At 33.7% G+C, this 11,981-nt stretch carries 12 protein-coding genes; 3 read left to right on the top strand and 9 right to left on the bottom strand.

Annotated elements, in window-relative coordinates; all coding sequences use genetic code 11:
- Window positions 1–169: 169 nt before the first annotated feature.
- The 6 genes from ACN0TY_RS10320 to ACN0TY_RS10345 form a co-directional block, all read right to left on the bottom strand.
- Entirely contained in the window at window positions 170–1,660 is a 1,491-nt protein-coding gene (locus ACN0TY_RS10320) for an arylsulfatase (RefSeq protein WP_236959531.1), read from the bottom strand.
- 164 nt (window positions 1,661–1,824) lie between these two features.
- Window positions 1,825–3,324: an arylsulfatase gene (locus ACN0TY_RS10325; protein WP_417444421.1), complete on the bottom strand. Its 1,500-nt coding sequence runs from the start codon at window positions 3,322–3,324 to the stop codon at window positions 1,825–1,827.
- A 573-nt stretch (window positions 3,325–3,897) separates the two neighbouring features.
- Complete coding sequence (locus ACN0TY_RS10330) at window positions 3,898–4,557, bottom strand: SCO family protein (protein ID WP_236959637.1); 660 nt, start codon at window positions 4,555–4,557, stop codon at window positions 3,898–3,900.
- Window positions 4,529–5,071: a toxin-antitoxin system YwqK family antitoxin gene (locus ACN0TY_RS10335; RefSeq protein WP_236959533.1), complete on the bottom strand. Its 543-nt coding sequence runs from the start codon at window positions 5,069–5,071 to the stop codon at window positions 4,529–4,531. Before ACN0TY_RS10335 ends, ACN0TY_RS10330 begins: the two co-directional genes overlap by 29 nt.
- Before the next feature lie 49 nt (window positions 5,072–5,120).
- Window positions 5,121–5,951 carry a YHYH protein gene (locus tag ACN0TY_RS10340; RefSeq protein WP_417444422.1) on the bottom strand — a complete coding sequence of 277 codons (831 nt, stop codon included), beginning with the start codon at window positions 5,949–5,951 and terminating at the stop codon, window positions 5,121–5,123.
- Window positions 5,952–5,986: 35 nt separating this feature from the next.
- Window positions 5,987–6,274, bottom strand: a complete 288-nt coding sequence (locus ACN0TY_RS10345; RefSeq protein WP_417444423.1) for an EF-hand domain-containing protein — start codon at window positions 6,272–6,274, stop codon at window positions 5,987–5,989.
- Between the two features lie 194 nt (window positions 6,275–6,468).
- Here ACN0TY_RS10345 and ACN0TY_RS10350 point away from each other — a divergent pair, with 194 nt between their 5' ends.
- From ACN0TY_RS10350 to fbp, 3 genes are all read left to right on the top strand, one after another.
- Entirely contained in the window at window positions 6,469–7,503 is a 1,035-nt protein-coding gene (locus tag ACN0TY_RS10350; protein WP_417444424.1) for a sensor histidine kinase, read from the top strand.
- Entirely contained in the window at window positions 7,496–8,182 is a 687-nt protein-coding gene (locus ACN0TY_RS10355; RefSeq protein WP_417444425.1) for a LytR/AlgR family response regulator transcription factor, read from the top strand. Before ACN0TY_RS10350 ends, ACN0TY_RS10355 begins: the two co-directional genes overlap by 8 nt.
- A 186-nt stretch (window positions 8,183–8,368) precedes the next feature.
- On the top strand, window positions 8,369–9,382 hold the full coding sequence (gene fbp, locus ACN0TY_RS10360) for a class 1 fructose-bisphosphatase (protein WP_236959538.1): 1,014 nt from the start codon (window positions 8,369–8,371) through the stop codon (window positions 9,380–9,382).
- Window positions 9,383–9,494: 112 nt separating this feature from the next.
- On the opposite strand, the gene ACN0TY_RS10365 is transcribed toward fbp, so the two are convergent.
- From ACN0TY_RS10365 to ACN0TY_RS10375, 3 genes are read right to left on the bottom strand one after another with little or no spacing between them, the layout of a single operon-like run.
- The gene (locus tag ACN0TY_RS10365) at window positions 9,495–10,163 is read right to left on the bottom strand and encodes a bifunctional 4-hydroxy-2-oxoglutarate aldolase/2-dehydro-3-deoxy-phosphogluconate aldolase (RefSeq protein WP_417444426.1); all 669 of its coding nucleotides are present in this window, start codon (window positions 10,161–10,163) and stop codon (window positions 9,495–9,497) included.
- A 15-nt stretch (window positions 10,164–10,178) separates the two neighbouring features.
- Window positions 10,179–11,204: a PfkB family carbohydrate kinase gene (locus ACN0TY_RS10370; RefSeq protein WP_417444427.1), complete on the bottom strand. Its 1,026-nt coding sequence runs from the start codon at window positions 11,202–11,204 to the stop codon at window positions 10,179–10,181.
- 19 nt (window positions 11,205–11,223) lie between these two features.
- Window positions 11,224–11,979, bottom strand: coding sequence for an SDR family NAD(P)-dependent oxidoreductase (locus tag ACN0TY_RS10375; protein ID WP_236959541.1), 756 nt, complete (start codon window positions 11,977–11,979; stop codon window positions 11,224–11,226).
- Window positions 11,980–11,981 lie beyond the last annotated feature (2 nt).

The following is an 11,981-nucleotide window of genomic DNA, read 5'->3' on the forward strand; positions in this document are numbered from 1 at the left end:
TTGTTAGTATTGATGTAGCTTAAGATCAATTTAAAAAGCTGTAATCATCTAAAACCAAGACAAGTTTTCTAAAAATTAATTGATAAAAATTCGGAGTGCATTTAAAATACACACTCCGAATTTATATTATTAGGTTACTATAAAGTAACTCATTGTTATAATGAAAATATTAGTTTTTCACTGGAGTTTTCATTTGCTCAACAACCTCATCAATAGATAAAGAAGATCCTTTAACAGGAGGGAATTCTTTAAATGTACCTAAGAAGTTAGAAGCCAATTGCTGTGCTGGCACAAACATCCACATGTTATCTGCATACCATCTGATGTATAATGCAGATTTCCATGAAACTTCATATGGATCAGCTCTTAAGTTGATTACTACTGGCCAACTTGGAGATTTTCTATAAGCTTCCGCTATAGAACCTTCCATAATTGTAAAGTGTAATTTAAAGTCTTTGTAACGAATAGCATTTAAGTTACCAGCTGCATCAAAGTAGAAAATCTCTTTTCTAGGTCCTTCTGGCACTTGCCCTTTAAAGTATGGCATTAAGTTATACCCATCTAAATGAGCCTTAAATGTTTTTCCGTTCGCTTTATATCCTGTAAGCATTTTTTTAACTAAATCTGGTTCTCCTGCAGCAGCTGCCAAAGTAGGCATCATGTCTTCATGAGAAAAGATGTCATTATAAACAGTTCCTGGCTCAATTACACCTGGCCAACGAATAGCTGCTGGTACACGGAAACCACCTTCCCAAGTAGTCCCTTTTTCTCCAGCAAAAGGAGTAGAACCACCATCAGGCCATGTAAATTTCTCAGCACCATTATCTGTAGAATACATAATAATTGTGTTATCCATAATACCAAGCTCATCTAACTTAGCTAATACACGACCAACACTTTTATCGTGCTCTACCATACCATCTGCGTACAGACCGATACCAGTAACACCTTCACTTTCTTCATCTAAATGAGTCCAAACGTGCATACGAGTTGAGTTTAACCATACAAAGAAAGGTTTACCATCAGCATGTGCTTTTTCGATAAACTTAATTGCAGCCTCTTCAAACTCTTTATCAACAGTTTCCATTCTCTTTTTAGTTAATGGGCCTGTATCTTCTATTTTACCATCAGAATATGAGTGTAATACTCCTCTAGGTCCGAATTTTTTTCTGAATTCTGGATCTTTTGGGTAGTAATAACTTTCTGGCTCTTCTTCAGCATTTAAGTGATAAAGGTTTCCAAAAAACTCATCAAAACCATGATTTGTAGGAAGATGTTCGTCACGATCTCCTAAGTGATTTTTTCCGAATTGCCCTGAAACATAACCGTGTGGCTTTAATACTTCTGCAATTGTTGGTTGATTATCTTGGATCCCTTGTTTTGCTCCAGGCATACCGATTGTTAATAAACCAGTTCTAAATGGATGCTGTCCTAAGATAAAAGCAGCTCTACCTGCTGTACAAGATTGCTGCGCATACCAATCGGTAAACATAGCTCCCTCGTTAGCAATACGATCAATGTTAGGAGTTTCGTACCCCATCATACCTCTATGGTAGGCACTTACATTGCTCCAGCCTATATCATCCCCCCATAGAACTAGGATATTGGGCTTGTCTTGAGCAACAAGTAAATTGGCCATCAACAAGAGTGTTAATGACATAAAATAGTTTTTCATGTTCATAATTAAATAAATTAAATTGACAAATCTCTATGCGGGTAAAGGGGGAATTCTTATTTAAATATACTAATAATTTATTAATCTCCTACCCTAATCAATAACGAAATTTTGATTAGAATAGGAGGTCATATATTAGTTTATATAATTTAATTTGTTCCTGGAGGAGTCTGTAACTGCTCCATTACTTTATCTAAACTAAAACTAGCAGCTTCCATTCTTGGAGGATACTCCTTAAATGTTTTCAAGAAATTACCTACATAAGTTTGTGCAGGAACTAATAAAAATAAATGATCTACTAACCAGTCGTAATACGTATTTGATGTAATTTGAGCAAACTCATAAGGATCTCTACGTAAGTTAAATATTAACGGCACTCTTAATGGCACAAATGGATCTGCCCATACAGCTAAAGTACCAGGAGTTTTTTGTTCCATAAAAATCAGTTTCCAATCGTCATAACGCAATGCTGTTAAATCTCCATCATCAGAGAAATAAAATATCTCGCTACGTCTTCCTTCTTTTTCTTTTCCAGTTAAATAAGGCAACATATTGTACCCATCTAAATGTACTTTAAAGTTTCTTCCGTTAGCAGAATATCCTTTTAATAATTGATCTTTAACTTTGTCATTTCCAGCTGCTGCTAAGAAAGTAGGCATCCAGTCCATTCCTGAGAAGATTTCATTAGAAACCATTCCAGCAGGAATTTTCCCAGGCCATCTTACCATTGCAGGCACACGCCATCCACCTTCCCAGTTGGTATTTTTCTCACCTCTAAAAGGGTTTACAGCTGCATCTGGCCATGTATTTTTATGAGGACCATTATCAGTAGAATACATTACAATAGTATTATCAGCAATTCCTAGTTCATCTAATAGATCTAAGAACATACCAATATGCATATCATGCTCTACCATACCATCTCCATAATCATTCTGTCCAGATATACCTTTAACCTCTGGTTTAATATGAGTTCTAAAGTGCATACGCGTTCCATTCCACCAACAAAACCATGGCTTTCCTGCTGCGTTTTGCTCTCTAATCCAATCCATAGCCGCTTTAGATGACTCATCATCTATAGTCTCCATACGTTTTTTAGTAAGTGGGCCCGTATCCTCTATTTTACCATCAGCAGTAGAATGAATTACCCCTCTTGGCCCATAGTTTTTTGCAAAATCAGGATATTTTGCAGGATCTGGATAATCTGGTAATTCTGGCTCCTCTTCAGCATTTAAGTGATAAAGGTTTCCAAAAAACTCATCAAAACCATGATTTGTTGGAAGATGTTCGTCACGATCTCCTAAGTGATTCTTTCCGAACTGCCCTGAAACATATCCTTGTGGCTTTAATAATTCTGCGATAGTTGGATCTTTTTCTGAAATTCCCTCTTTAGCTCCTGGCATACCAACCTTACTTAATCCAGTACGAAAAACGCTTTGTCCTAATATAAAAGAAGAACGTCCTGCAGTACAACTTTGTTCTGCATAATAATCAGTGAAAATCGCACCCTCTTTCGCAATTTTATCAATATTGGGTGTACGATAACCTACCAACCCCATCGTGTAGGCACTAATATTGGATTGCCCAATATCGTCCCCCCAAAGAACAAGAATATTTGGCTTGTCCTGAGCAACTAACAAGTTAGCCATCAACAATAGTGTCAATGACAAAAAAGAACTTTTCATAACCATAACTAACAAATTAAATTGATTCTACATTTAATGTAGGGCGGAGGGAATATTCTACTAATATAACATTAATAAATATTATATTAAAAAAAAAGACAGTTTTTTAAGCACTGCTTTTCCCTACAAATATAGTGTAATATATTCTCTTGTTCTGAATTTTTATTTTAAATTCTTAAGCATTACTACAGATAATTTGTAGCTTACTAATATTATGAAAGTTATAAATATACTTACCTTCAAAAAAATATTCCATCATATTTCTATGGCATAAAACGCTATGATTAAAAATTGTATAGAATTTTTATTTTTTTCTCATTGCCATCCTTAATGGCATCAGTAGTTTTAAAATATAAAACAAACCAAAAGTCTCATGATCTTAATTTTATAGCCTGTAGAAAAAATAAATAATCTAAATAAAAAAATCGAGGAGTTTAATCCTCGACTTCTTTAAACATACCAATAATTAAAATCTTAATAATACGAGGTTATATTTCTATACTCCTAAAAACTGGTGAGAATAAAATTTTTAAGGAATCATTCTTTCTTTAGTGCCTTAATATCAAGAATAAGCTGTTGGATTGATGCCCTATTAAGTCCATTATATATCCCTCTAATGTGCCGTTCTTTATCAATAAGCACAAAGTTTTCTGTATGTAAAAACTCATCATCAGACTTTTTTATCCCTAAATCTTCTTCTACGAAGTATGATTTACGTCCTAAAGAGTATATTTCTTGTTGATTACCAGTTACCAAATGCCATTTATCAGCATCGATTCCATATTCCTTTGCATAATTTTTCAATACTGATACAGAATCGGTTTCTGGTGTTACGGAATGTGATAATAACAGAACATCGCTATCATCTATAAATTCGTCTTGTAGCATAGTCATATTTGAGGTCATTTTAGGACATATTCCAGGACAACTTGTAAAAAAGAAATTGGTAATATAGATCTTATCCTTAAATGTAGCATTTGTTATTACATCTCCCTCTTGATCTATAAAACTAAAATTTGGAATTGTATGTAATGTATCTACAAATTCGCTTTTATCATTCATCCATAAAGGGGTAAAAGTAGCTTCTGTATAATAAGGTAATTCTGTTACTCTACTTCCTGTTTTTTTATCCGTTTTACAACTCAAAAACAATATTAAAAATAGCGTATTAACGACTACTAAACTGTACTTCTTCATCATCCAATTCATAACACAAATTTGCTCTTTTTAAGCCAAAAATTCTTCCGTTTTTAGCTTCATAATTATTATAAATCTTGCCGTTCTTGCGCCATGCACGTTGCAATCCCTCCTCTTTTCCATCAACGATATTCAGCTCTTTAAACTTCTCTCCAGAGCTATACCATTGCTCTTGCAAGCCATTGGCTATACCATTCTCATAAACAGACGATGATCTTAAAACTCCGTTAGACCACCATGTTTTAGAAGTTCCATCTTTCTTACCAGCTTTATAATTTGCTTCAAAACTTAGGAGTCCTGTTTCAAACCATTTCTTGTAGAAACCGTTCTTCTTCCCATTTATGTAAGTTATTGTTTCAGCAACAACACCATCACTATAATAATCTTTAGATACTCCTGTAAAGGGTTTATTTTTATAATAAACCAATCCTAAATTAGGTTTTAGTGTAAGTGAGTCTTTGATAACTACACTTTTAAAACTACCACTATTACTAGTAGCCGGTTCCCCCTGCACCGTATTGCAAGAGAAACCTAAACTACTACTAATAACAAGTAATATTATTCTATAAAACCGTACTTGGACTACCTTGATAATCACCTGGAAAAAGAATATAATATTGATTAAGATATAACTCATTTTGAATATGATAATGATATTCCGCCTCTGTAGCATATTGCGTAGTACTTGTATGTCCGCCAGAAGCATCTAAATCTGTTGGGTAGGTACCTGTAGCATTACATTTTCTTCCATAAAGGAAAAATCCATCTGCAATAACTCCTATCAAACTGTCATCATCTTCAGACCAAGCTTTTGGTTCTAAGTGGTAGTGATAACTCTGTGGCCCAGTGTGCGCTCCAGTATAATCTAATGAGCTAACTGCACTATCCAAAGGATCGTTTGGCCCTTCATTATCATTATAGATTACGGCTCCACTTACTGCAATTCCAATTGCCCCCAAACCTGTAGCGGAACTTGTAGTTGCTAAACTCGGGTTTGCAGAAACTGTTAAACTATAGGAACCATTAAAATCATCTATATTTCCCGGAGCCATTTTCATATATGAAGTTACAGTAGGCTCTACAAACAATTCGTGATCTGTAGCAGAAGCTTCAGTTACCAATGTATTTCCCATTGGGTCTATAGCGACACGCTCTGTAGTACTCGACCAATATGGTGACGTATGATTTGGCATTCCGTTCGTTTCTATTACAACCTCATCTCCATCTAATAAAATAGTTGTGTTTTCTGTATCAAACGCACCATACGCATTATGTAACTCAGCAACTGTATTGTCATCATCTCCATCCGAAGTATCATCATCACTACTGCATGCTACGAAAGCCAATAAGCCTGTAAATAATATAGACCCTATTTTTAAATACTTATTTGTCATGTTTATTATTTATAAGTTTATTAATCGTAATCAAATTAATCCCTAGAAGGTCTTCTACCTTTTGGTTTTGGTGCTTCTTCTAGTTCTTCTTTTGAGATATATCCATCTTCATTAGTATCTATTTTAGCAAAATTATCTTTAAGAGGACCTTCAATTTCTTTTTCTGAAAGTAATCCATCTTCGTTAGCATCCATCTGTTCAAAAATCTCATCTACAGTTGGTGGTTTTTGCTTACGATCTTGATCTTGTGCTTGTACATTTACAACACCTAAAACTGTTAACATTGCAATACTTACTATTGATTTTAATGTGTTCTTTTTCATCTTAATTTTATTTAAAGTTTATATTTAATTTCAAATCAAAGGTGCAGAAAATATACGTATAGGATGAATTTTTTCAATGAACACTAGCATATTTTCAGTGAACACGTATAATGGGTCAGTAAGCACTATAAATGAGTCTGTTGAAAATGCCGTTTTTTAAAATCTATTGAAAAATAATTACTTTAATTTGTAGCATGAATAGAATTTTTAGAACAATTTCGCAGATAGTTTTTTGGGCTATAGTATGGGTTGCAATAGGCTCTACACAGGGTCACTCCCTCAATTTTTATACAGAAAACAGCCTTGCGTTTGCTTTTCAAACTTTATTAATAATTGCCGTTAATTACTTATTGGCACCAAAATTAATAATAAAGAAAAAATACTTTGTCTTTATAGCAATTTCGTTGGGACTTATTATCACTCTTTCTTTCTTTTCTTCTGAATTTATACGATCTATAAATCCGCCAGAAATGAATATGCCAGAACGTCCATTTCCGCCAAATCGATCGCCAAGAAAGCCTATTCCTTCAGCATTTTTTATTCATGTTTTATTTTTAAGTATTTCGCTTATTATTGCTACTATCATAGAGATTTTAATAGAGAATAAGAAAAAGGAAGAAGCACTAATAATTAGCAAAACAGAAACTTTAGAAACGGAACTCAAACTTTTAAAATCGCAGATAAATCCACATTTCCTCTTTAATTCTCTTAATAATATATATGCATTATCTGCTGTAGATACACAAAAAACACAAGAAAGCATCATACATCTTTCTGATATGTTACGCTATGTTCTGTACGAGTGCGAAAGACCATTGGTGAGCATCAATAAAGAGGTTACTTATATAAATAATTTTATAAAGTTGTTTCTATTAAAAAGTAGTAAAAACTATCCTATTACTACCAACATAAACGTAGAAAATAATAATTTATTAATCGCTCCAATGCTATTAATTCCATTTGTTGAAAATGCATTTAAGCATAGTAATATCGAAAACATAAAAGAGTCTTTTATAAATATTACCCTAGAAACTACTAACAATAAAATAACCTTTAAAATAGCGAATAGCAAATCTAAAATCTCTACTCAAAAAGATGGTGTTGGAGGAATTGGAATTAAAAACGTTAAAAAAAGATTGTCTATATTATACCCAGAAAAGCATACTTTGCATATTTCTGATGATGATAATACCTTTACGGTAACACTAAATTTAATAAACGATGTATAGATGTCTAATAATAGACGATGAAGAATTAGCTAGAGCTTTAATAAAGAGTTATATTGATAAGTTAGACTTTTTAAAGCTTGTAGCATCTTTTGAAAGTCCGTTAGATGCTATGCAAATTTTAAAAGAAGAGGCTGTTGACCTTATCTTTCTAGATATCCAGATGCCAAACATAAAGGGAACTGACTTTGCTAAACTTATTCCAAAGAATACTAAGGTAATTTTCACAACTGCCTATTCTGAATATGCTTTAGAAGGTTTTGAGCTCGATGCCTTAGATTATTTATTAAAACCCATTAGTTTTGAGCGATTTCTTAAAGCTGTAAATAAACTCCAAGAACAAAACACTACTCATCCACTTGCTAATGATGAAAACAAAACCATTACTGTAAAGTCTGGCTACGATTTGTATAAATTAAAAGTTGATGATATCCTCTATATAGAAAGCGATAGTGAATATGTAAATTTCTATACTGCTGATAAAAAAATAATGAGTCTACAAAGTCTAAAGTCACTTGAGAAAATTTTAAACCCTTCCGTTTTTATTAGAGTTCATAGATCTTACCTTATCAATAAAAATAAAGTAACAGGACTAAAAGGACGGTTTTTAGTGATTTCTGAAGCAAATATTCCTATAAGTGACTTTAAATTTAATAGTGTGAAAAATCAATTATTTCCTTAACACATCACCCTAAAAATCAAATTATTACCTGTTTGTCTAAATTGGTCAACCAATTTTACTTACCTTTGGTTATCATATATTTCCTGTCTGGAGATATAACATATATATAAGTTTTTCCTTTGTTTTTATTCATTTATGGAGACTAACAGATATGAAGCTTTAATTATTAAAAAATAACCAACCAAAATGAAAAGACACACCACTTTAGGAGAGTTTATTGTAGAAAACCAAAAAGATTTCCCATATGCTAAAGGAGAATTGAGTGCCCTATTAAGTTCTATTAGATTAGCTGGAAAAATGGTAAACAAAGAGATTAACAAAGCTGGTTTATCTAATATCACTGGGAAAATAGGACATGAAAATGTTCAGGGGGAAGAGCAAGCAAAGCTCGATGTAATGGCAAATGATGTTTTTATAAGCACCTTACGAAACAGAGGTGAAATTTGCGGTATTGCATCCGAAGAAATGGAAGACTTTTTAGGTTTTAACGAAGAGATTCATAAAGAAGCAAAATACATTGTTCTTATTGATCCTTTGGATGGATCTTCAAATATTGATGTGGACATAACTGTAGGCACTATTTTCAGCATTTATCGTAGAGTTACTGAACCTGGAACTCCAGTAAATATAAAAGATTTTTTACAACCAGGAATCCATCAAGTTGCTGCAGGGTATTTAATTTATGGAACTTCCACTATGCTTGTTTACACCACTGGAAAAGGTGTAAATGGATTTACATATGATCCAGCAATTGGATCTTTCTTTTTATCTCACCCCCAGATTAAATTTCCTAATACAGGAAAAATCTATTCAGTAAATGAAGGAAACTATATTCATTTTCCACTTGGAATAAAAAAATATATCCGTTGGATACAGGAATTAAATGAAGAAGAAAGTAGACCATATACATCAAGATACACAGGATCTTTAGTTGCAGACTTCCATAGAAATATGCTTCTCGGAGGCGTGTATTTATATCCGCAAGGAACTACTGCTCCGAACGGTAAATTAAGACTTTTATACGAATGTAATCCTATGGCTTTTATTACAGAACAAGCTGGAGGGAAATCTACAAATGGGGAGAAACGCATTTTAGAAATTGAACCTACAGAGCTACATCAAAGAGTTCCTTTTTACTGCGGAAGCAAAACAATGGTTGAAAAAATAGAGTGGTTTCTATCAAATGAAAATGACTCATAAAATAGAAACATTGTATAAATTAATAGAAGGGAAAAATAATCTTCCCTCCTATTGATTCAAAAAAATATGTCTAACTATCACCTTAAAGATTTAGATCTTTAATAGATAAAAATTATGACCTCACGGCATTAATTGTGCTGATGGTATTTTTAATAGTATTTGTTATTGCTTTATAATCGTATTCATTTTTTTCATTACTGAAAATAAGGTTAGATCCCATTCCTACACAGCAAACACCAGCCTTAAACCATTTTTCTAAGTTTTCCTTTTCAGTAGAAACTCCTCCGGTAGGCATGATACGAGTCCATGGTTGAGGCCCTTTTATGGCTTTTACAAAATCAGCTCCGTAGATTGCCCCTGGAAAAAGCTTTATAATTTCACATCCCAATTCTTCAGCTACTGCAATTTCTGTAAGCGTTCCACAGCCAGGCATCCAAAGTACCTTTCTGCGGTTACAAACTTTAGCTATGTCTTCTCTAAGAACTGGAGTCACAATAAAGCTAGCTCCTATTTGCATGTATAGCGAAGCTGCGGCGGCATCTGTAATAGAACCTACTCCTAATAGCATCCCTGGAAGCTCTTCATTTGAAAATTTAATTAACTCCGAAAAAACCTCATGTGCATGAGTTCCTCGAGCTGTAAACTCCACCGCTCTTACACCTCCATCATAACACGCTTTTACAATTTTTTTTGCCGTTTCTATGTCTTTATTATAAAACAAAGGAACTACACCTGTATCGGTTATCTGTTGAGCTACTGCTGTACGATTTATATGTTTCATGTAAATACTAAATATTTATCTAGCAACTAAAGCTGCTTCATTTCCTGACATTAATTTTTCAACTTCAGCTACACTTACCAAATTATAATCTCCAGAAATTGAATGTTTTAAACAACATGCTGCGGCTGCAAAATCTATAGCATATTGGAAATTATTAGGTTTATCGAGTAACCCATAAATAAGTCCTCCCATAAAGGCATCTCCACTCCCAACACGATCTACTACTGGAATCACTTCTCTTAGAGTAGCAACATAAGCCTTATTTCTATCATACAGAACACCTCCTATTTTTTGATGTGATGCATTTACAGAATAACGGAGTGTGGTAGCCATTACTTTTATATTAGGGTAATGCTCCAAAAAGTGCATATATACTTCTGGCAGACTATTAATATCGCTATAATCAGGATTTAACTTTTCTAAGCCTGTCATTAAGCAAGCAGTATCTATATCTCCTAAAACGATATCACTATTTCTTAGTAATTCGGGCATTATTTCTTTTGGTTCCTTTCCGTATTTCCAGAGTTTGGATCTATAGTTTAAGTCACAAGAAACTTTTATGCCTCGTTTGTTGGCTGCTTTCACAGCTTCCAAACATACTTCAGCTGCATTTGCTGAAACACCTGGTGAAACACCACTCCAATGAAACCAATTAGCATCTTTAAAAACAGCATCCCAATTTATTTCACCTACAGAAATATTTCCAAAAGAAGAGTCATCTCTATCATATAAAACACTACTCCCTCTAGAAGAAGCGCCGGTTTCTAAATAATATACTCCCAGGCGCTTACCTTTTCTATCTATATAGCTAGTTCCAACATTCTTTTTCCTAACCTCTTCTAGCGCACGAGCACCAAGCTCGTTTGCAGGAATGCTGGTTACGAATTCTGTGGCTATATTAAAATTTGAAAGCGATACTGCAACATTAAATTCACTCCCCCCATAAGTGGCGAGAAAAGAATTAGCTTGTGAAAATCTCAAATGCCTTTCTGTTGATAACCGAAGCATGATTTCTCCAAATGTTACTACTTTCTTTACCATTCAAATTTGAATTTTATGATTAACTAAATGCTAACCCTCCGTTGATATCTATATTATTTCCTGTAAGGAAAGAAGACTCATCTGAAGCTAAATAAGCTACAAGATCTGCTACTTCTTTTGCTTCTCCTTCCCTTCTTAATGGAGTTCCCCCCGCAACTTTAGTTCTCACTTCATCTTTTGTAAAATCATCATGGAATTTGGTTGCGATCATACCTGGAGTAAGTGCATTTACACGGATTCCTTGTGGTCCAAATTCTTTAGCTAAAGATCTTGTATATGTCATAACTGCTCCTTTAGATGCTGCATACAATCCAGCTCCAGGACCTCCTCCATCACGTGCTGCTTGTGAAGAAAAGTTTACTATCGACCCACCTTCTCCCATTAGAGGTTTAAAAGCTTTTGTTACTAAAAATACAGATTTAAAGTTTACATCCATCAATAAGTTATAAAAATCAAGATCCATTTCTTCGATTGTTTTACGAGCAAAAAGCCCTCCAGCAACATTTACTAAAACATCTACTTTAGATCCGAATGCTTTTTTTGTTTCAGCTACTAAATTATCAATGTCGCTTTGCTTTGTAGCATCCGCATAAACACTAATAGCTTCTCCTCCATCTTTTTTAATCAAATTAACTGTTTCCGCAGCTCCTTTTTCATCGTCAAAATAATTTACAACTACTTTTGCTCCTTGCTTTGCTAGATTTAAAGAAATTGCTTGTCCTATGTCTCTAGCTCCTCCAGTTACTACTGCTACTTTTCCTTCGAATTTTTTCATTT

Source organism: Joostella sp. (assembly GCF_048266025.1).
In the GTDB taxonomy this organism is placed as follows: domain Bacteria; phylum Bacteroidota; class Bacteroidia; order Flavobacteriales; family Flavobacteriaceae; genus Galbibacter; species Galbibacter atrarenae.

Excerpts from the sequence above, each read along its gene's own strand:
- ACN0TY_RS10320 (WP_236959531.1), bottom strand. The coding sequence starts at position 1,660 with ATGTCATTAACACTCTTGTTGATGGCCAATTTACTTGTTGCTCAAGAC.
- ACN0TY_RS10325 (WP_417444421.1), bottom strand. The coding sequence starts at position 3,324 with ATGGCTAACTTGTTAGTTGCTCAGGACAAGCCAAATATTCTTGTTCTT.
- ACN0TY_RS10330 (WP_236959637.1), bottom strand. The coding sequence starts at position 4,557 with ATGAAGAAGTACAGTTTAGTAGTCGTTAATACGCTATTTTTAATATTG.
- ACN0TY_RS10340 (WP_417444422.1), bottom strand. The coding sequence starts at position 5,951 with ATGACAAATAAGTATTTAAAAATAGGGTCTATATTATTTACAGGCTTA.
- ACN0TY_RS10345 (WP_417444423.1), bottom strand. The coding sequence starts at position 6,274 with ATGAAAAAGAACACATTAAAATCAATAGTAAGTATTGCAATGTTAACA.
- ACN0TY_RS10350 (WP_417444424.1), top strand. The coding sequence starts at position 6,469 with ATGAATAGAATTTTTAGAACAATTTCGCAGATAGTTTTTTGGGCTATA.
- ACN0TY_RS10355 (WP_417444425.1), top strand. The coding sequence starts at position 7,496 with ATGTATAGATGTCTAATAATAGACGATGAAGAATTAGCTAGAGCTTTA.
- fbp (WP_236959538.1), top strand. The coding sequence starts at position 8,369 with ATGAAAAGACACACCACTTTAGGAGAGTTTATTGTAGAAAACCAAAAA.
- ACN0TY_RS10365 (WP_417444426.1), bottom strand. The coding sequence starts at position 10,163 with ATGAAACATATAAATCGTACAGCAGTAGCTCAACAGATAACCGATACA.
- ACN0TY_RS10370 (WP_417444427.1), bottom strand. The coding sequence starts at position 11,204 with ATGGTAAAGAAAGTAGTAACATTTGGAGAAATCATGCTTCGGTTATCA.
- ACN0TY_RS10375 (WP_236959541.1), bottom strand. The coding sequence starts at position 11,979 with ATGAAAAAATTCGAAGGAAAAGTAGCAGTAGTAACTGGAGGAGCTAGA.